Annotated in this window: 23 protein-coding genes; 7 read left to right on the top strand and 16 right to left on the bottom strand. The window is 74.8% G+C overall.

Going from position 1 to position 16,937, the window contains the following annotated elements; translation table 11 throughout:
- Positions 1–11 precede the first annotated feature (11 nt).
- A complete protein-coding gene (locus tag TNCT1_RS08245; protein ID WP_143630438.1) occupies positions 12–1,070 on the bottom strand; it encodes a CdaR family transcriptional regulator in 1,059 nt (352 codons plus the stop codon).
- Between the two features lie 271 nt (positions 1,071–1,341).
- On the opposite strand from TNCT1_RS08245, the gene TNCT1_RS35495 reads away from it, so the two are divergent.
- A complete protein-coding gene (locus TNCT1_RS35495) occupies positions 1,342–1,491 on the top strand; it encodes a hypothetical protein (RefSeq protein WP_160160380.1) in 150 nt (49 codons plus the stop codon).
- Positions 1,492–1,558: 67 nt separating this feature from the next.
- A complete protein-coding gene (locus TNCT1_RS08240) occupies positions 1,559–1,846 on the top strand; it encodes a hypothetical protein (protein ID WP_143629963.1) in 288 nt (95 codons plus the stop codon).
- A 64-nt stretch (positions 1,847–1,910) separates the two neighbouring features.
- On the opposite strand, the gene TNCT1_RS08235 is transcribed toward TNCT1_RS08240, so the two are convergent.
- The 7 genes from TNCT1_RS08235 to TNCT1_RS08205 all read right to left on the bottom strand — a co-directional run bounded on the left by TNCT1_RS08235 (position 1,911) and on the right by TNCT1_RS08205 (position 7,631).
- Positions 1,911–2,831: a YihY/virulence factor BrkB family protein gene (locus tag TNCT1_RS08235; protein ID WP_143629960.1), complete on the bottom strand. Its 921-nt coding sequence runs from the start codon at positions 2,829–2,831 to the stop codon at positions 1,911–1,913.
- Positions 2,821–3,402: a hypothetical protein gene (locus TNCT1_RS08230; RefSeq protein ID WP_143629958.1), complete on the bottom strand. Its 582-nt coding sequence runs from the start codon at positions 3,400–3,402 to the stop codon at positions 2,821–2,823. The genes TNCT1_RS08235 and TNCT1_RS08230 overlap by 11 nt, the downstream gene beginning before the upstream one ends.
- Positions 3,402–4,394, bottom strand: a complete 993-nt coding sequence (locus TNCT1_RS08225) for a DUF6286 domain-containing protein (RefSeq protein ID WP_143629956.1) — start codon at positions 4,392–4,394, stop codon at positions 3,402–3,404. The genes TNCT1_RS08230 and TNCT1_RS08225 overlap by 1 nt, the downstream gene beginning before the upstream one ends.
- Positions 4,391–4,576: a hypothetical protein gene (locus TNCT1_RS08220; RefSeq protein WP_143629954.1), complete on the bottom strand. Its 186-nt coding sequence runs from the start codon at positions 4,574–4,576 to the stop codon at positions 4,391–4,393. The genes TNCT1_RS08225 and TNCT1_RS08220 overlap by 4 nt, the downstream gene beginning before the upstream one ends.
- 53 nt (positions 4,577–4,629) lie before the next feature.
- Positions 4,630–5,133, bottom strand: coding sequence for an Asp23/Gls24 family envelope stress response protein (locus tag TNCT1_RS08215; RefSeq protein ID WP_143629952.1), 504 nt, complete (start codon positions 5,131–5,133; stop codon positions 4,630–4,632).
- Between the two features lie 154 nt (positions 5,134–5,287).
- The gene (locus TNCT1_RS08210) at positions 5,288–5,941 is read right to left on the bottom strand and encodes a fasciclin domain-containing protein (RefSeq protein ID WP_143629949.1); all 654 of its coding nucleotides are present in this window, start codon (positions 5,939–5,941) and stop codon (positions 5,288–5,290) included.
- Positions 5,942–6,008: 67 nt separating this feature from the next.
- The gene (locus TNCT1_RS08205; RefSeq protein ID WP_143629947.1) at positions 6,009–7,631 is read right to left on the bottom strand and encodes a molybdopterin-dependent oxidoreductase; all 1,623 of its coding nucleotides are present in this window, start codon (positions 7,629–7,631) and stop codon (positions 6,009–6,011) included.
- A 239-nt stretch (positions 7,632–7,870) separates the two neighbouring features.
- Between TNCT1_RS08205 and TNCT1_RS08200 the strand changes: the two genes are divergently transcribed.
- Genes TNCT1_RS08200 through TNCT1_RS08190 form a run of 3 tightly spaced genes read left to right on the top strand, consistent with a single transcriptional unit; the run spans position 7,871 to position 9,416 of the window.
- The gene (locus tag TNCT1_RS08200; RefSeq protein WP_143629946.1) at positions 7,871–8,455 is read left to right on the top strand and encodes an RNA polymerase sigma factor; all 585 of its coding nucleotides are present in this window, start codon (positions 7,871–7,873) and stop codon (positions 8,453–8,455) included.
- Positions 8,452–9,072, top strand: coding sequence for an Asp23/Gls24 family envelope stress response protein (locus TNCT1_RS08195; RefSeq protein WP_143629944.1), 621 nt, complete (start codon positions 8,452–8,454; stop codon positions 9,070–9,072). The genes TNCT1_RS08200 and TNCT1_RS08195 overlap by 4 nt, the downstream gene beginning before the upstream one ends.
- Positions 9,069–9,416, top strand: a complete 348-nt coding sequence (locus TNCT1_RS08190) for a hypothetical protein (protein ID WP_235902421.1) — start codon at positions 9,069–9,071, stop codon at positions 9,414–9,416. Before TNCT1_RS08195 ends, TNCT1_RS08190 begins: the two co-directional genes overlap by 4 nt.
- Before the next feature lie 135 nt (positions 9,417–9,551).
- On the opposite strand, the gene TNCT1_RS08185 is transcribed toward TNCT1_RS08190, so the two are convergent.
- From TNCT1_RS08185 to TNCT1_RS36895, 3 genes are all read right to left on the bottom strand, one after another.
- Positions 9,552–10,277 carry an anti-sigma factor domain-containing protein gene (locus TNCT1_RS08185; protein ID WP_143630436.1) on the bottom strand — a complete coding sequence of 242 codons (726 nt, stop codon included), beginning with the start codon at positions 10,275–10,277 and terminating at the stop codon, positions 9,552–9,554.
- A gap of 23 nt (positions 10,278–10,300) precedes the next feature.
- Positions 10,301–10,885 carry a sigma-70 family RNA polymerase sigma factor gene (locus TNCT1_RS08180; RefSeq protein WP_143629942.1) on the bottom strand — a complete coding sequence of 195 codons (585 nt, stop codon included), beginning with the start codon at positions 10,883–10,885 and terminating at the stop codon, positions 10,301–10,303.
- Between the two features lie 127 nt (positions 10,886–11,012).
- Positions 11,013–12,509, bottom strand: coding sequence for a helix-turn-helix transcriptional regulator (locus TNCT1_RS36895; RefSeq protein WP_235902420.1), 1,497 nt, complete (start codon positions 12,507–12,509; stop codon positions 11,013–11,015).
- 214 nt (positions 12,510–12,723) lie between these two features.
- Between TNCT1_RS36895 and TNCT1_RS08170 the strand changes: the two genes are divergently transcribed.
- Positions 12,724–13,506 carry a DUF4232 domain-containing protein gene (locus TNCT1_RS08170; RefSeq protein ID WP_143629938.1) on the top strand — a complete coding sequence of 261 codons (783 nt, stop codon included), beginning with the start codon at positions 12,724–12,726 and terminating at the stop codon, positions 13,504–13,506.
- Between the two features lie 102 nt (positions 13,507–13,608).
- Here TNCT1_RS08170 and TNCT1_RS08165 read toward each other — a convergent pair whose 3' ends face one another.
- From TNCT1_RS08165 to TNCT1_RS08155, 3 genes are all read right to left on the bottom strand, one after another.
- On the bottom strand, positions 13,609–13,812 hold the full coding sequence (locus TNCT1_RS08165) for a cold-shock protein (RefSeq protein WP_030736617.1): 204 nt from the start codon (positions 13,810–13,812) through the stop codon (positions 13,609–13,611).
- A 229-nt stretch (positions 13,813–14,041) separates the two neighbouring features.
- Positions 14,042–14,380 carry a helix-turn-helix domain-containing protein gene (locus TNCT1_RS08160; protein WP_143629935.1) on the bottom strand — a complete coding sequence of 113 codons (339 nt, stop codon included), beginning with the start codon at positions 14,378–14,380 and terminating at the stop codon, positions 14,042–14,044.
- Positions 14,381–14,774: 394 nt separating this feature from the next.
- The gene (locus tag TNCT1_RS08155) at positions 14,775–15,119 is read right to left on the bottom strand and encodes a MerR family transcriptional regulator (RefSeq protein WP_143629933.1); all 345 of its coding nucleotides are present in this window, start codon (positions 15,117–15,119) and stop codon (positions 14,775–14,777) included.
- Positions 15,120–15,720: 601 nt separating this feature from the next.
- Here TNCT1_RS08155 and TNCT1_RS08150 point away from each other — a divergent pair.
- Positions 15,721–16,095: a hypothetical protein gene (locus TNCT1_RS08150; protein WP_143629931.1), complete on the top strand. Its 375-nt coding sequence runs from the start codon at positions 15,721–15,723 to the stop codon at positions 16,093–16,095.
- A 126-nt stretch (positions 16,096–16,221) separates the two neighbouring features.
- Here the strand turns inward: TNCT1_RS08150 and TNCT1_RS08145 are convergent, their stop codons facing one another.
- Positions 16,222–16,542: an SCO5918 family protein gene (locus tag TNCT1_RS08145; protein WP_143629929.1), complete on the bottom strand. Its 321-nt coding sequence runs from the start codon at positions 16,540–16,542 to the stop codon at positions 16,222–16,224.
- Positions 16,543–16,605: 63 nt separating this feature from the next.
- Complete coding sequence (locus tag TNCT1_RS08140; RefSeq protein ID WP_143630435.1) at positions 16,606–16,911, bottom strand: CBS domain-containing protein; 306 nt, start codon at positions 16,909–16,911, stop codon at positions 16,606–16,608.
- Positions 16,912–16,937: the final 26 nt, after the last annotated feature.

Genomic DNA, 16,937 nt, shown 5'->3' with positions numbered 1-16,937 from the left:
GCCGCCGCTCGTCACAGCTCGGTCGCGGGCCAGTCCAGCAGCCGGGCGCCGATCGTGGCGGTCTGCAGCATGTAGCGGTGGGCCGGGTCCGCGAGATCGGCGCCGGTGAGCCGGCGGATGCGGTCGAGGCGGTAGGTCGTGGCCCGCACGCTCAGCGACAGCCGGCGGGCCGCCTCGGCGGCGACACAGCCGGAGTCGAAGTACGCGGTGAGGGTGTCCAGCAGCGGCCGCGCACCGCCGCGGGCGGCCGTGAGCGGGCCGAGAGCGCCTAGCACCAGGTCGGCCAGGGCCTGCCGGTCACGGGCGAGAACCGGATAGACGAGCAGGTCGGCCGCGTACAGCACGGGGGCGTCGAGACCGAGGCGCTCGGCCATCTCCAGCGCTTTCAGGGCCTCTTCGTACGACTGGACCACCCCGCCGGGGCCGGGCTGCGGGCGGCCGACGGCGACCCGCCCGCCGCCGGTCGCGGTGTGCGCCTGCTCGGCGAAACAGGGCAGGATCTCGTCCTCGTGGCCGGGGGCGATGCACAGCAGCCGGCCGTCCTTCGTGGTCAGCAGGACGTCACGGTGGCCGAAGCGGGCCAGCAGCGCACGCTCCACCTGCCGGGGCACCGCGTCGCCCTCGTCGTAGCCGACGGGGCCCTGGGCGACGGCCACGGCGTGGGCGTGGGACAGCCGCAGGCCGAAGCGTTCCGCGCGTTCGGCGAGCCTGCCCAGATCGCTGCGGCCGAAGAGCAGGTCGTCGATGAACTCCCGCCGCGCCGCCTCCTCCTGGCGCACGGCGAGCCGCTGGGCGCGTTCGTACCCCTCGGCGAAGGCGTCCACCGCCTGCTGCACGGCGGCCAGGGCGCTGTCGGCGGAGCCGGGCGAGCGCGGCCAGGCGGCCCGGGCGGCGGCGAGGTGGGCGCCGACCAGGGCGCGCAGGCCGTACCCGGCCTCGGCGGCCTGTTCCCCCAGAGCGCGCCGGGACTCCAGCTCGGGGCGGGTGAGGCGCCGCCCGGTGGCCGCCACCTCGGCCAGGATCGGTGCGTAGCCCTCCAGGTACCGCTCCGGGATCTCCCGCTCCGCCACGCCGTCCCCCCGCACTCCCACGCCCCGGTGACGGTCCCTCAGCGGCCCACCGGCATGCAGACCCTAGTGAACTTTGCCGGGAACCGGCAATGCGCCGGACGGTGCGGACAGGGCAGCATGGGGCGCGGGGAGCACCACGGACGGCTCCGGTGCCGGACACCGGCAGGTGTCCGGCACCGGGCCGGAGACGGACGCCGTCGGACGTGCCGCCCGTGCAGGCCGCGCCGCTGGGCCGGGCAGAAGGCCGCGAACGCCGCACCCGGGAGGCTCGATGATCACGTCATTCCTGATACCGCCGGCCACCGCGGCGCTGCTCGTGGCCTTCTCCACCGCCGTGCTGATCCGCCGGGACCGCCGCCGCTCTGCGACGTCCGCCGACACCCGCGACACGCCCTCCGGGCCCTCTCCGTCCGGTGGCTGACCGGCCCGGCGGGTGGCGCGCCGGGGCGCGGGCCGGACGGGCCGGGCGGCCGGTGTAGCTTCATGGCGTGTCCATGCTGTTCGTGTCCCTCGGCGCCCTGGCGGCCCTGCTGGCCGTGCTCAACGCCACGCAGGCGCTCCTGGGCCGGCGGCTCATCGGGCCCTCGGCGGGCACCCGCCCGGCCCGCCGGCTGCGCGCCGAGTCCGCGGCGGCGGCCGTCGCCATGTCCGGCGCCGCCCTGGCGGCCTTCGGCATCCCGGCCGGCGGCCGGTGGCCCGCACTGGGCGGCGCGGTGACGCTGGCCGGCTGGACCGCCCTCGTCCTGGTGCGCCGGCGGTTCACCGCCCGGGCCTAGGCCCCTCCGGACCCGGCGCCGCACGTCCGCCCGGTCCCGCCGGCCCCGCCGGCCCGTCTCCGGCTCAGTGCGGGGTCTCCGGAGGCCTGCCGCCGCCGCGGCGGGCGATGGGTTCCTTGCCGAGTTCCGCGGTGAACTGCGCGCCGGTGAGCAGGGCCAGGTTGGACAGCCACAGCCAGACGAGGAAGACCACGACACCGGCGAGCGAGCCGTAGAGCCTGCTGTACGTGCCCAGGGTGGAGGCGTAGAAGGCGAACCCCGCCGAGGCGACGAGCCACAGGACGGCCGCCAGGACGCCGCCGGGCACACTGTGCCCGCGCCGGCGGACCTCGGCCGGGCCGGTGTGGAAGACGACCACGACGAGCAGCGCCACCAGGCACAGCAGCAGCGGCCCGCGCAGCACGCTCCACGCCCAGGCCACGCCGGTGCCCAGGCCCAGCACCCGCCCGGCGGCCTCGGCCAGCGGGCCGGTGAGCAGCAGCGCGAGGGAGCCGGCCAGCAGCAGGGCGAGCAGCGCGAGGGCGGTGAGGACGATGCGGTGCGCCCTGCGCCAGGGCGAGCGCCGGTCCTCCACCCGGTGCATGAGGTGCAGGGCGCGGCGGAAGACGGCGAGGTAGCTGGAGGCGGACCACAGCGCGCTCGCGGTACCGGCCGCCATCAGCGGCCATGCGCCGCCGTCGGCGCCCAGCATGCGGGAGAGGGCGGCGTGCAGGGGCGCGGCGGACTCGGCGGGCGCGTACGCGGTGACGTGCGTGACGAAGGACCGCGCGGTGTCCGGGCTGAAGAGGGCGAACGCCGGCACGGTGACGAGCATGGCGGGCAACAGCGCCAGGATCGCGTAGTACGTCAGCGCGGCCGCGTAGTCCGAGATGTCGTCGTTCCACAGGGACACCGGCGTGCGCCGCAGCGCCGGCCACCACGCGGCGGCCGGGCGGGCGCACACGGCACGGCGGTCCGCCCCGCCGGGCAACGGGTCAGCGGACACGGGGCGTCCGGTGCGGGACGGCGCTGATGCGCAGGCGGGTGTGCGCGGTGTACGGCGCGGCCGACCGCTCCGCCTCCGCCGTCACGGCGCACAGCGCCGCGAGCACGTCGGCCGGTGCGGTGCCCGGGCCCAGCCAGACGCGCAGCCTCACGTCCAGGCGGCGCCGCGGCCGGCACACCACGCGGGCGCGGCCGCGGGCGACCCCGGGGACCCCGGCCGCGCGCAGCGCCAGCGCCTCCGCGAGGGCTCCGGCACGCACCGAGCCGCCCGGCACGCCCAGCGGCAGCGCTCCGGCCGGGCCCGAGCGGAGCTGGGCGAGGAACCACCAGGCGAGGACGGCGGTCAGGACCGCCGCGGCGCCGAGGACGGAGAACGGCCACCAGTCCTCGCCGCGCAGCCGGTCCAGCCGGTCCGGGTCCAGCAGGACGCCGCCGGACGGCACGGGCCACCACGACGGCAGCCACCGCGCGACGGACGTGCCGGTCACCGAGAGCCAGGCGCCCACCGGCAGAAGCACGAGGCCGGCGACACCGAGGGCCGACCGGTTGACGAGGGTGCGGGTCCGGCGCATCACACCTTCCCCTCCACGACGCCGCCCAGGGCGGCGGCACCGGCTCCGGCCTCCTCCGGGTCCGGCGCCGGGGGCGGCGGGACGACACCCGGAGCGGCCTCCTGAGCGACCCTCACCCGCAACCGCGGCACACGGCGCAACCCGCAGGACGTCAGGGCCCCGCCGGCCGCGGCCGTGACGGCGGCCCGCGCACCGGCGAGCTCCCCGGACAGCAGCCCGGCCCGCACGGTCACCCGGCGGCGGCGCACCCGGACCCGTGCCCGGCCGACGCCGGCCACCGCGGTCACCGCGTCATGGACCAGGGACTCGACGGCCGAGCGGTCCACCGCCGCCACGACCCGCGGCGCCGGGGTGCGCACGGTCGCCCGGCGGCGCAGCCCGGGCGTGACGGCGAGGACGGTCAGCCACGCTCCGAGCAGGGCCGTGAGCGCGCCCGCGGCCACCACGGACGTGTCGCCCGGCCCGTGCCCCGACAGCCAGTGCACCGCGGCGACCCGCCAGGCGGAGGCCGGCCGGTGCGTGCCGCGCACCCGCACCAGGTCGGCGGTCAGGGCGCCGCAGACCAGGGCCGCCGCGGCGGCCGCCCCGGCCGCCGGCAGCCTGCGCCCGGACCACAGCCGCCGGGGCGTGCGGTCCGGGGGAGCGGCCTGCGGTGCGCTCCCGCCGTCCGCGGCCACCGGGTCCGCGCCGGCCGTCGCGGGGCCGAGCGCGGTGACCTCGACCCGTGCCGTGGGCACGTCGAGCCCGGTCAACTCCCTTGTACGGGAAGCCACATGCTCCTGGACACCGCGGACCGTCTCCGTCAGGGGCGCGGGATAGGGGAGCGCCACACCGAGGGCCACCCGGGCCCGGCGCCCTCGCACGGACGCCGCGCTCTTCCTGGTCCGCGCGCCGGGCCTGCCCCGGAGCGCCTCGCCGGCCGCCCGCTCGGCGATCCTGCGCACGGCCCGGTCGGCGACCGTCGTGGTGCCCCGCCGGGCGGCGGCGGTCATCGGCGGCTCCGATCGAACACGTCCCGCAGCTCCTGGACGCCCCCGCCGCCCGCGACCCAGCGGCCCGCCGCCCAGCCGGCCCCGCCGAGCGCGGCCACCAGCAGGAACGCGGCGAACCCGCCGAAGTACCCGGCGAACGCCAGTGCCATCCCCGCCATCATCCCTACGAACGGTGCGTTCACGCCCGTCCACCTCCCGACCGGATCCGCTGCCGCCTGCGCATGCCCCGTGACCGCTATTCCACGCGGGCCTCGGCGCCCGCGGAGGGCTCCTCGTCGTCGGGCAGCCGGACGTCGTTGACGGTGATGTTCACCTCGACGACCTCGAGGCCGGTGATGCGTTCCACCGCCGCGATCACGTTCTCGCGCACGTCCCGGGCCACGTCGGTGATGGGGAAGCCGTACTCGACGACCAGGTCCAGGTCCACGGCCGTCTGCCGTTCACCCACTTCGACCTTGACGCCGCGGCCCACGTTGGGCCGGCCGCCGGGGACCCGGTCGCGGACGGCGCCGATGGTGCGCGACAGCCCGCCGCCCATGTCGTGGACGCCCGGGATCTCCCGGGCGGCGATGCCCGCCACCTTCACGACGACGAGGTCGGCGATCGACGTCCGGCCGCGGTGCGCGGGCGGCTGGTCCGCGCCGGTGGCGCCGCCGGCGAGGGCCGTGGTGCCCTCGGTCCTCACGCCGGCCCCGGTCGTGAGGGTGTCCCTGACGGCGGCCGTGCTCTGCGTGGTCATGGTGCTGTCCTTCCTGCCCCGGCTCGTTCTCGTGGTGCCTGTGTCTCTTGGGACCCGCCCCGGCCGTCTTTGTGACGCGGATTTCCCGGCGGGATCCGGCGGAACGCGGACGGGGGCCGGGACCACGCGGTCCCGGCCCCCGTCCGACGCACCGTCAGGAGGACGGCATCAACACGGTGTCGACGATGTACACGTTGGCGTTGGCGGTCCTGACGCCGCCGCAGACGACCTTCGAGGAGTCGTTGACGGTGTAGGACTCACCTGAGCCGGACGTGACCAGCTTCGACTTCTCCAGGGTGGGGAAGGAGCCGTTCTCCAGGTCCTTGGGCGCGAGCCTGCGGCCGACGACGTGGTAGGTGAGGATCTTCGTCAGCTGGGCCTTGTCGGCCAGGACCTTGTCCAGGGTGGCCTTGGGGAGCTTCTTGAAGGCGTCGTCGGTCGGCGCGAACACGGTGATGTCCCGCGCGTTGTTGAGCGTGTCGACCAGACCGGCCTTCTTCACGGCGGAGACCAGCGTGGACAGCGCCGGGTTGTTGGAGGCGGCGGTGGCCACCGGGTCCTTGGCCATGCCGTCGAAGGAGCCGGCGCCCTCCTTGGGCACCGAGGAGCAGGCGGGTCCGAACGGCTCGTCCATGGCCGAGGCGGAGCCGCCCGCGGCGCCGGCCGACGCCGACGCCGGCATCGACGTCTTCGGCGCGGAGCCCGACTTGCCGGAGTCGCTGCCGCCGTCGGAACAGGCGCTGAGCGCGAGCGGCAGGACGGCCGCGGCGGCCAGGGTCACGGCGGTACGGCGGATACGGGTGTTCATCGGATCTCTCCTGTCGGTGGTGGCAGCCCGAGCTGCCTGTCTGAGGGGGAAAAGGTGGTCGGGGAGGTCACTCGACGGTGACCACGACGGAGTGCCATCCACTGGCGCCGTCGGGGACGGTCCGGGTGCGTCGTGCGCTCTGCACCCGGCCGGAGCGGTCGGCGGCGCGCACGGTGAGCGTGTGACCGCCTTTGGTGGCCTGCCAGGGGAAGGACCACTGCCGCCAGGTGTCACGGCTGTCCTCGGCGGCGAGCCGGGCCTCCTGCCAGGGGCCGTCGTCGACCCGGACCTCGACCCCGCCGATGCCGCGGTGCTGGGCCCAGGCGACCCCCGCGACCATGACGGGGCCGGCCGCGGGCCGTGCGAAGGGCCTGGGGGTGTCGATCCGGGACTGGGTCTTGACGGGTGCCTCGCGGGCCCAGCCGCGCTTCACCCAGTAGGGGTCGTAGGAGTCGAAGGTGGTCAGCTCCAGCTCCGTGACCCACTTGCAGGCGGAGACGAACCCGTAGAGCCCCGGCACCACCATCCGGACCGGGAAGCCGTGTTCGAACGGCAGCGGCTCCCCGTTCATGCCGACGGCGAGCAGCGCGTCCCGTCCGTCCATGACGTCCTCGACCGGGCTGCCGAGGGTCATGCCGTCCACCGAGCGGGCCACCAGCTGGTCCGCCGGTCCGCCGCGTGACGGCGGCCGCACCCCGCACTCGGCCAGGACGCCGGCCAGCCGGACGCCGGTCCAGCGGGCGGTGCCCACGTAGGGACCACCGACCTCGTTGGACACACAGGTGAGGGTGATGTCGCGTTCGACCAGGCCGCGGCGGAGGAGATCGTCGAAGGAGAGGACGGCCGGCCGGGACACGCCCCTGCCGTGCACCCGCAGCCGCCAGCTCGCCGCGTCCACCTTCGGGACCACCAGCGCGGTGTCGACCCGGTAGAAGGAGCCGTTGGGCGTGATGAAGGGGCTCACACCGGGGATCCGCAGACCGGCGCCCCGGGGAACGGCGTCCGCCGGCGAGCCGGGCGCCGGCAGTACCAGCCGGTCGCGGGAGGCGACCGCGTCACCGCCGCTCGCACCGTTCAGCGACCGGCCGAGCGCTCCGGTCCCGGCGGAGGCCACCGCGGCGGCCGCGGCGGTGACCACGAACCCGCGCCGGTCCCAGTCCCGGCCGGAACCCGCACCGGACCCTCCGCCCGGATCCGGGTCACCGGCGGGCACGGGTTCCCGCCACGCGAGCCGGCCCGCGAGGACGAGGAGCACCGCCGCTCCGGCGCCCGCGCCCACGAGCGACGGCAGGGCGTCGGCAAGGCCGCGCGAGTCGGGCCGGCCGGTCGCGGCCAGCGCACCGGCCACGCCGAACAGCACGACCCCCGCCGCGCCGGTCCGCCGGAAGCGCAGCGCGGCGATTCCGAGGGCCGACGCGGAAATCGTCAGCACCGCCAGAATTCCGATTTCCAGAACCAGTTTGTCGTCGGTCCCGAAATTCCGGACGGCCCAGTCCTTCACGGCGGCGGGGGCGCGGTCGATCGCCGCCCCGCCCACCGCGACGACCGGCCCCGCCTGCGGACGGACCGCCGCCGACACCAGCTCGGCCAGCGCGAGCGAGGCGAAGCCCGCCACGGCCCCGGCGAGCGCGCCCGCCGCGACCCGAAGCGGCCCCGGAAGCCCGCGCCTTTTCTTCTCGTCCTCGGTCACGTGGGGAATCCGGTCCCGGCGGGTCCCCGGATTGGCCGTTCTCCCGATCGGATGAATCTTTTTTCCGCACCAATCCGCGTGCCGCGCCGCTACGGATGAAAAAGAAATGGACTGCCCCGAGCTCCCCCGCGTCCCGCCGCCGGTGCATCCGCCTGCGCCCCGCCGCCGAAGAAGTCGTGCGTAACGGGCACGGCGTACAGGTGTCCAACCCGCAGAGACCGGACGAGAGGAGCCGCCCAGTGGCGGGGGCCCGCACACCGACCGTGCCGCCCGACGTCGGGGGCGCCTCGGACGACGTCCTGCTGACCGTCCGGGCCGCGGAGGGCGACGAGGACGCCTTCGCGGTGCTCGTGCAGCGTCACGCACCCGCCCTGATCCGGCTGGCCACACGGCTGCTGGGCACACCGGCGGAGGCGGAGGACGCGGTGCAGGACGCCTTCCTGAGCGCCTGGCGCCGGTTGCCGGAGTTCCAGGGCCGCGCGGCCTTCGGGACGTGGATGTACCGCATCGTCACCAACCGCTGCCTGAACGTGCTGCGGTCCCGCCGGCCGGTGGCGCCGCTGGAGGCGGCCGGGGAGGTGCCGGCGGCCGAGCACACCACCTCCCCCGAGCGCCTCGCGGAGTCCCGCGACGCCGTCCGCGAACTGCGGGAGGCGCTCGACCTCCTCTCCGCGGAACAGCGCACCTGCTGGGTGCTGAGGGAACTGGACGGCCGGTCCTACGCGTTCATCGCGGAGGCGGTCGGCCTCAGCCAGGAGGCCGTCCGGGCCCGCGTCTTCCGCGCGCGACGCTGCCTTACACGAGCACTGGGGGCCTGGCGATGACCACCCGCACCGACCCGCCCGACGGCGCGCAAGCCGACGGCGACGACGAACTCCTGCCGTGCGGACGGCGGCTGTCCCGGGTCTGGGACGACTGGGAACGGCGGACGGACGACCCCCACCGGACCGGCTGCCCGCACTGCCGCCGGGCCGTACGGGAACTCGACGAGCTGGAGACGGCCGTACGCGGGCTGCGGGAGGAGACCCCGGACACCTCCGGGTACGACGCCGGGCCGCTGACCCGGCGCGTCATGGACCTCGTCCGCCTGGAGCTGCGGCCGGGCCGGCCCCTTCCCCTGGGCGAACCGGACGAGGACCTGTGGATCACGGAGGCCGTCGCGGCCTGCGCGCTGCGCGAGGCGGCCGAGACGGTCGAGGGCGTACGCGCGGGCTCCTGCCGCCTCGCGCCCGCCGCCGGCCCGGACACCGGCGCCGTCGAGATCCGCCTCGACATCCACGCCCCGGCCGGCGCCGGCCTGCCCGAGCTCGCGGAGCGGGTACGCCGACGGGTGCGGGACACCGCCGGCCGGGACCTGGGGATGGTCATGGCGGCCGTGGACATCCGCGTCACCGACCTTGTCGACACCGCGCCGGACGCTCAGGAAGGGCGAACCCCATGACCGCGCACATCGCGCACACCGCGCACGACATGCTCGGCGAGGACGTCGCCAGGGTCGTGGCGGGCGTGCCCGGCGTGGCCTTCCTCAAGCCGGGTCTCGCCGCCCGGCTCCGCTCGGCGTGGTCCGGCCCGGGCACCGGCCGCCGGCCGGCCGCCGGGGTCCGTCTGACGCCCGGCCCCGGCGGCTGGCACGTCGACGTCCAGCTGGTGGCCTCGCGCCGGGACCGGACGGTGGACGTGGCCCGCGCCGTCCGCACCGCCGTCCAGACGCACCTGGCCGCACTGTCCCCGGGCCGCCCCGCCGACCGGGTGACCGTGACCGTGACGGTGACGGGCCTGATCTGACCGGGGGCGGCACACCGTTTTCCGGGCGCTCGCCCGGGCACCGCCCCGACGTACCGCTTCCCGGTCACCCGCCCGGGCGCCTCCCAGGCACACCGTTTTCCGGGCGCTCGCCCGGGCACCGCCCCCGACCGGCGTTCAGGCAGGGAGCCCCAGCAGTGCGACCGGTGTGGAGGTCGGCCTGGCGGAGCCGCCCGCCGGCTCCACGGTGACCCCCATGCCCGAGGCGCCGTCCACACCGCCGCGCAGCAGCACGGCCTGGTCGGTGCGGCCGGGATCCATGAGGCCGGCCGACCGCATCGTCCCGGCGTCGTCGAACCAGAGCTGGTAGACCTTGCCTCCCGCGGGCCGGGCCATCCTGGAGACGACGAAGACCGCCCTGTTGCGTTCCCTGGACACGACGACGCTGCCGGTCGCGCCGTCGCCCAGGGCGGCAGCCCGGACCCGCGCGTCGGGCGCCGCCAGCACGGCGGCGATCTCGGCGCTGCCCTGCCGGGTGGCACGCGCCTGGCGCACGGCGTCCTCGGCCCGCTGGTGCTGCCACACCGTCGTACCGCCGAGGCCGGCGGCCGCCGCGAGACATGCGGCGAGGGCCCACCGGGGCAGCGGCCGCGCCCGCTTTCCGGCCCGGCCCGCACGGACGCCGACCGTGCCGGGCGGCACCTGCCGGACCGAGGAGATCCGGCGCAGGACCTGCCCCCGCAGGGCCGGGGACGGCGTCACGGTGGCGGCGAGGCCCAGTCGGGCCGCCGTGGCGGACAGCTCGGCCGTCTCCTGCGCACACGACTCGCAGCCCGCCAGGTGTCGTTCGAACGCGGAGCTCTCCTCGTCGGACAGGGCGTGCAGCGCGTAGGCACCGGTCATTCGGTGCAGGTCGGCGGGCGAGTTCACGCGGTCACCCCCAGGCAGTCGCGCAGCCGGATCAGACCGTCCCGCAGCCGGGTCTTGGCCGTGCCGAGAGGAAGGGTGAGCGCCTCCGCGACCTGACGGTAGGTCAGGCCCCGGTAGTAGGCGAGCGTGACGGCCTGCCGCTGGATCTCGGTCAGCGTGCGCAGGCACCGGCGCACCTGCTCCCGCTCCAGCCGGGCCTCGACCTGTTCGGTTACCTCGTCGAACTCGGGCGTCCGCGCCAGCAGGGCGGCCTTGTGGTCCCGGACCGCCGCGGCCTCCACCGAGCGCACCCGGTCCACCGCCCGGCGGTGTGCGAGCGTGAGGACCCAGTTGCGGGCCGTCCCGATCTCGGGCCGGTAGCGGGGCGCGGTCCGCCACACCTCCACCAGCACCTCCTGCGCAACTTCCTCCGACTGGGCCGGATCGCGCAGCACGGCCTGCACGACCCCGAGGACGGGGCCGGCCACGGCGTCGTAGACGGAGGCGAACGCGTCCTCGTCGCCCAGGGCGACGCGGCCCACCAGCTCCTCCAGATCGGGTTCCGACGAGCGGTTAGCGCCGATGTACACGGCTTCTCTCACCAAGGGCCTCCGCGGTTGCGACATCTCCGGACGTAATCCGGTCCCGGAGAGGCGGCGGATTGGTCCCGGCGGCGAAGAAGAGCGCATACCCCGCAAGGGCCGTCCGGCACCTCGCAGGGGCCCGCCGTCACCCCGGCTGGGCGGGCCCCCACTCGGACGAGCCGAGGGGATGGCTGTAGGCGGGGCGGCCGAGGTTCCCGCTGGTCCGGAAGGGTCTGCCTTCGTCGTCGATCCGCACGGTGCCGTGGCGGTCGCCGCTGGACCAGTCCAGCTCCAGGTACCAGCTCACGTTGTGCGCCCGCGCGTCCGCGAAGACGTAGAAGACCTCGGGGTCGGACTCGCTCACCTTGTACGGGAAGTCGCGCTGACCGGCCTTCGGGGAGAGCGCGGGCCGCCCGGCGTCCAGGTCCACCCCGAACGCCGCGGTCCCGACGCCACCGCCGCATCCGACGCCCATCGCGAAGTCGTTCCAGGCGAGCGGCGCGCTCTTCTCCACCACCCGCACGTGCAGGTCCTCCAGGACCACGGTGGCCCGCCCGGTCCCCTGCACCGTCAGGGCGAGCATCTGCTCCCCGCCGGCCACCCCGCCCAGCGCGGTCACCCACCCGCGCGCGTCCGGCTCACCGGGCGGCGGGGGCACCTGTTCGGGCTGCTGGTCGACCAGGTAGTGCTGGCTGCACGGGTCCTCCCACTTGTACGGATTGACGGCGACGGCGGGCGCACCGGCCCCGTCCTCGGAGCCGCCGCCCCGCGCCGGGCCGGCGTCGCCGCCACGGGCGGCGGAGCCGGACGCGGGCGCCGAGGCCGAGGGGCTCCCGCCGCGCGAGGCGGACGGCGAGGCCGAACCGCCCTTCGCATCGGCCGTCTTAGAGGCGCTGGGGCTCGTTTCGGCGGGGCGGTGATCCACCGCTCCGGTGGACGGGGCGCCGGCCGGGAGACCGTGGTCCCGACCGGACAGGAGGTTCGCCGCGAGCGCGGCCGACACCAGGGCGGCGGCCACGCCGACCCCGGCGAGAACGACGGCGCGCCGCCGCGCGGCCGGGGCGGGGCGTTGCCCCGAACTCCGCGGACCACCGCCGGCCCCGGCCCCGGCCACCGCCGCTCCTGCCACCGGCGGTCCGCCTGCCCCTGCGGGCGACACGGGGGCCACCGCTTCGGCCTGGTCGGGCGAGGGGAGTCCCGCCCGGGTCCCGCTGGGCGCCCCGGACGCTGCTTCGGCCGTGGGTGAGGGGGACGCCGTTGCGTCGGCCAGGGTGGGTGAGGCGGGTTCCTCCGCCCCGGCCCCGATGGGTGTCCCGGACGCCGCCCCATCTCCCGCCGTTGCGGTCCCGTCCTCCACCGCTGCTCCTGTCCCCGCCCCCGCCGCGGTCCCGCTCGCCCGCTGCCTGCGCCGGGCGTCCGCGAGGATCCACCGCCGGTGCAGTTCCACCAGCTCCTCGGGTGTCGCCCTGCACACGCGCGCGAACCGTTCCACGGGCGCGTAGTCCGTGGGCACGGCGTCCCCGTTGACGTACCGGTGAAGCGTGGACGCACTCGTGTGCAGCCGCTTCCCGAGCACCCCGTAACTAAGTCCGGACCGTTCCTTCAACCGGCCCAGCAGCTCAGGGAAATCGTCCCCCGTCACCGTCCCGTCCTCTCCACGCGTCCCGGACCCCCGTTCCAGGGGAAGGTCATCTCCCCAGGTCAGAGTCGTCGCGGGCGTTCCAGCGTCCCGGATGCGCCGGCAGTCCTGGCGGCCGGGACGGACCACCGCACAGGCTGGGGCCATCCAAGCACGCCGCTCCCGGCATCCGGTCGAGCGGGCCGCGCCAACACCCGTTCCGCACAAGGGGGATCACATGTCCGCTCGCACCCGCCGCAGCCGCCTGATGTTCGCTTCCGCACTCGCCGCCGTGACGCTGAGCCTCACGGCGTGCGACGACGGACAGGACGTCCGCGACGAGGGCGCCTCCTCGCGGACCGCGTCCACGGCGACGCCCACGGCCGCGGCCACGTCGTCGTCCGGGGCGAGCGAGGGAACCACCGACGGAACCGCCGACGGATCGGCCGGCGGGGCGGCCGACTCGAGCGGCGCCACGGGCTCCGGCGGCTCGTCGGGCTCCAAGGGGTCCTCCGGGTCGGCCGGCTCCGCCGGATCGACGGGCGCCGGCGGGACCAAGGGCTCGGCGGGCGCCAAGGGCTCGTCGGGTTCCACGGGCTCGGGGTCCACCCCAGCCCGCTGCTCCGTCACCTCCACCCGGACGACGGCCACCCAGGTCTCCCGCCCGCTGAACCACCTTCTGCTCACCGTCACCAACACCGGCTCGAAGAACTGCGACCTCCTCTACTACCCGGCGGTCCGGTTCGGTGAGGCCCAGTCCGTCCCGCCGGTCTTCGAGGACTCCAAGCCGCAGGCGGTGGTCACGCTGGCCCCCGGCGAGTCGGGCTACGCCGGCGTCCTCCTGTCGGCCGGGGACGGCAGCGGCTCGCACGGCTACACGGCCAAGTCCCTCGAGGTCTACTTCGACACGGGTGCCACCGCCGCCGCCCATCCGTCGCTCCCGGCGAAGGGCGTGTACGTGGACGACTCGGTCCAGGTGACGTACTGGCAGTCGACCATGGCCGACGCCCTGGACCGGTGACACGGAAAAGGACACGCGAACGAGCCGAGGCCCGCACCTCAAGGGTGCGGGCCTCGGCCACATGCCGCGCGAGCCATCGGCTCGCGGCGATGCGCGTACGCGTCAGGCGGGAACGATGTTCTCGGCCTGCGGGCCCTTCTGGCCCTGCGTGACGTCGAAGGTCACCTTCTGGCCTTCCTGAAGCTCGCGGAAGCCGGTGGTGGCGATGTTCGAGTAGTGGGCGAACACGTCGGCGCCGCCGCCGTCCTGCTCGATGAAGCCGAAGCCCTTTTCCGCGTTGAACCACTTCACGGTGCCAGATGCCATATTAAGTCTCCCTAGAGGGGCAGTGTTCGGGCCCGCACTTTACGGAACCGAGTCGCCGCGATGATCACCCCTCCGGAAGGATCCGGAAAGCAGTGCAAAGAAAAATCTCCGGCAACCAAAACTGCAACCGCTATCACGCTAACACAGGTACCGGTCACGGCAACGGCGCAATTTCCGGAGCGTCCGGCAGTTCTCGCCCCCCGCGGCCCGTAATCCTGTACTGGCGGAACTAGATATCCGCGCCGTGCCCGTCCAGCTTCCGGCTCATTTCCCGGTTCAGCCGCAGGGCGTGGTCGAGCTGGTTCTCCAGGGAGACGATGCGGCACGCGGCCTCCATCGGAGTGCCCTGGTCGACCAGCTCACGGGCCCGCGCGGCCACGCGCAACTGGCGGCGGGAGTACCGGCGGTGGCCGCCTCCCGAACGCAGGGGCGTGATGAGCCCGGCCTCGCCGACGGCCCGCAGGAAGGCGGCGGTGGTCCCGAGCACGTCGGCGGCCCGGCCCATCGTGTAGGCGGGATAGTCGTCGTCGTCGAGGTTTCCGGCGGCGGGCGAGCTGTCGACGGGCATGGCACCTTCGTTCCGGGGGCACGGCGGGAATCAGGGCGGGCCTCGCACCCGCGCCGCGCAGGGCCGGCGCTCGTCTGCCTCGTGCGACACACTAACGCCGACGGGTACGCGAATGTGGTTCCGCCGTGACAGATTCCCGCCCGCGGTCGCACCGGCCGTGGCGCCGGAACGGACCGGACGGCCGGCGATCTCCGGGTCGGCGGCCTGGGGTGGCGCGGGTCACGACGACGGCCGGACGGACCACGCGCACGAACGGCATCGCGCTCGGCCGCGCTGTCGGGGGTCCAGGGAATGATCTCGACGGCAGAACGGCCGCAGCGGACCGGCCGCTTTCCGGGGCGTGCTCTCCTTCGGCCGCGAGGCGGTGTTCAGATCGCGGCCCGAGCCCACGTGTTCAGCCGGAGCCGGCACTGGCCGCCGAGTCGCCGGCGGCACGGCGGTACTCGGCGTTGATGCGCTGCGCTTCCTCGAGCTGGTCCTCGAGGATGACGATGCGGCACGCCGCTTCGATCGGAGTCCCCTTGTCGACGAGCTCGCGGGCGCGCGCGGCGATCCGCAGTTGGTAGCGGGAGTACCGGCGATGTCCTCCCTCCGAGCGGAGCGGAGTGATCAGACGGGCCTCACCGATGGCCCGCAGGAAGGCCGGGGTGGCGCCGAGCATCTCGGCCGCCCGGCCCATGGTGTACGCGGGGTAGTCGTCGTCGTCCAGACGATCATTCAGGGGGTTGTCCGATGTCATGTCACCTCGCTGTGCAACGCGTCGAGGGGCCCTGGTGCCGTACGGCACCAGGGCCCCGAAGGAAATTGAACACCATCTGTCGGCCCTACTGCTGTGCCGACCTTCTGTTTTCCGCTACCCGGCCCGGCAGAGGGGGGTGCGGGGGGATCGCAGCTGCTTGACCGGGGACCACCATCCATTCCGGGGTCTTGCGGTACCCGGGCCGAGTGCTGCTCGGACCGGGCGATCCTGATGGCGTCTGCTCCTCCGTTCCTCTCGATCCGACCGCTGAGCACATCCGTACTGCTCCTCGGCTGCTCCTCGACGTGCGAGCCGCCCAGCGCGTCTCTCGATCGAGAGCCGTGCTGACCTGCGAACTTCCTGTTCAGGCACCCGACAGTTCGTGTCTGACGGGTCTCGTTCGACCGTGTCTACGAGAAGAAGCGTACCCGTGTCGGCTGCGGAAATCTACTTCAGTCATAGGAGGTTTCACTTCGCCGCAGGAAGAGGCATCCTGCCGCGACCGGCTCGCACCGGTTGGCGGGACCACCTCCTGCCGCCCGCAACCTCTCCAGGTCCGCGGGCAGTTCGGGCACAGCCGGACCGCGTAAGCTCTGCTGTCATGTCGAACCCTGATGAGCTGCTCGTCGCCATCTCCGCCGCGGTGGAGTCCGAGCGAAGCAATCAGATGTCGCTGACCGTGGTCGTCGGTGGCGCCGTCATCACCGGCCGGCTGGCTCCTGAGGCCGTATGGAGGGAGCGGGTGGCGGAGGTGCTGAAGGACTCGGACCGCCTCGGCCCGTTCTCGGACGTCTTCGCCCGCGCTCCGCGAGGGAACCGCCCCGGCCGCGGCGAGGCGCCCACGCATCTGCACTTCCATCTCGCCCGGATCCTGCAGGGCAGCCTCGGGATCCCGGAGACGGGCGGTATGTACCGCGTCGCGATCAAGGACGTCAGCGCGTGGAGCGTGGGAGACCTCGTCCACTTCGACCGGTGAGACGCGGGTCCGGCCCGTTGGCCGGCAAGCGGGTGCCGAGCGGACGGTGACACGACGGTGGGGGCCCTGCCGACGCGCGTCGGCAGGGCCCCCACCGGGATCCTGAGGGCGGTCTCCCGCCCGTCCTCACACGGTCACGGGGCCGGTGCCGCCGAGCAGTGCGGACGCGGTTCGCAGGACGGTGGGTCCCCCCGGGCCCACGGGCGCGCCGTCGGGGCGGTCGTGGCAGGTGAAGCCGAGACGCGTCATGGCCCGCACGACTTCAACGGCGGTGAAGTCGCGGGGGTCCTGTCGTGTGACGACCTGGCCCACCTGCTTGACCGGGTAGCGGCGGCGGCCGATGGTCACGGACGCACCCGTGACCAGCCCGGGCCTGATGCCCTTCATGGAGGCCAGCACCCCTGTCCTGGTCAGGTCGAACGGGTACCGGGCGATGACACAGCGCATGATGCCTCACAGGGGGAGAAGTCGCGGGAAGAAGGAGAACAGGCCGCCCGGGGCGAGACCGGTTCAGTACGCGAGGGCGGGTGCGCCAGGTACCCGGCCGTACTCGCCGCCGGCGGGCGAGGGCAGTGCTTCGTCGCGGACGTCCCGCAGACGGATCCGGTCGGTGTACGCGGAGCTGTCGCGGACGACGGCGAGTCCGACCCGGGTGACCAAGCCGGTGCTCTCGTCGTCCCCGTCGCACACGGTCAGGTACTCGACCCGGGCACCCGCCATGACGGCCAGAGCCACCTCGACCGTCATGTCGTCGCATACCCGGGGGCCGTGGCCTTCGATGTCCTCGACCGCGGTCACGGGAGCGGGGTCCGGCACACGGTGCTGCGTCCGCGATGGCCTCA

This window comes from Streptomyces sp. 1-11 (assembly GCF_007176755.1).
In the GTDB taxonomy this organism is placed as follows: Bacteria; Actinomycetota; Actinomycetes; order Streptomycetales; family Streptomycetaceae; genus Streptomyces.
This window is presented reverse-complemented; position numbering and strand designations above follow the sequence as displayed.

Bases quoted from the DNA above. Each gene is read 5' to 3' on its own strand.
- TNCT1_RS35495 (WP_160160380.1), top strand. From the start codon at position 1,342: ATGATCACGTCATTCCTGATACCGCCGGCCACCGCGGCGCTGCTCGTG.
- TNCT1_RS08230 (WP_143629958.1), bottom strand. From the start codon at position 3,402: ATGCGCCGGACCCGCACCCTCGTCAACCGGTCGGCCCTCGGTGTCGCC.
- TNCT1_RS08225 (WP_143629956.1), bottom strand. From the start codon at position 4,394: ATGACCGCCGCCGCCCGGCGGGGCACCACGACGGTCGCCGACCGGGCC.
- TNCT1_RS08215 (WP_143629952.1), bottom strand. From the start codon at position 5,133: ATGACCACGCAGAGCACGGCCGCCGTCAGGGACACCCTCACGACCGGG.
- TNCT1_RS08210 (WP_143629949.1), bottom strand. From the start codon at position 5,941: ATGAACACCCGTATCCGCCGTACCGCCGTGACCCTGGCCGCCGCGGCC.
- TNCT1_RS08195 (WP_143629944.1), top strand. From the start codon at position 8,452: ATGACCACCCGCACCGACCCGCCCGACGGCGCGCAAGCCGACGGCGAC.
- TNCT1_RS08190 (WP_235902421.1), top strand. From the start codon at position 9,069: ATGACCGCGCACATCGCGCACACCGCGCACGACATGCTCGGCGAGGAC.
- TNCT1_RS08185 (WP_143630436.1), bottom strand. From the start codon at position 10,277: ATGACCGGTGCCTACGCGCTGCACGCCCTGTCCGACGAGGAGAGCTCC.
- TNCT1_RS08170 (WP_143629938.1), top strand. From the start codon at position 12,724: ATGTCCGCTCGCACCCGCCGCAGCCGCCTGATGTTCGCTTCCGCACTC.
- TNCT1_RS08165 (WP_030736617.1), bottom strand. From the start codon at position 13,812: ATGGCATCTGGCACCGTGAAGTGGTTCAACGCGGAAAAGGGCTTCGGC.
- TNCT1_RS08160 (WP_143629935.1), bottom strand. From the start codon at position 14,380: ATGCCCGTCGACAGCTCGCCCGCCGCCGGAAACCTCGACGACGACGAC.
- TNCT1_RS08155 (WP_143629933.1), bottom strand. From the start codon at position 15,119: ATGACATCGGACAACCCCCTGAATGATCGTCTGGACGACGACGACTAC.
- TNCT1_RS08150 (WP_143629931.1), top strand. From the start codon at position 15,721: ATGTCGAACCCTGATGAGCTGCTCGTCGCCATCTCCGCCGCGGTGGAG.
- TNCT1_RS08145 (WP_143629929.1), bottom strand. From the start codon at position 16,542: ATGCGCTGTGTCATCGCCCGGTACCCGTTCGACCTGACCAGGACAGGG.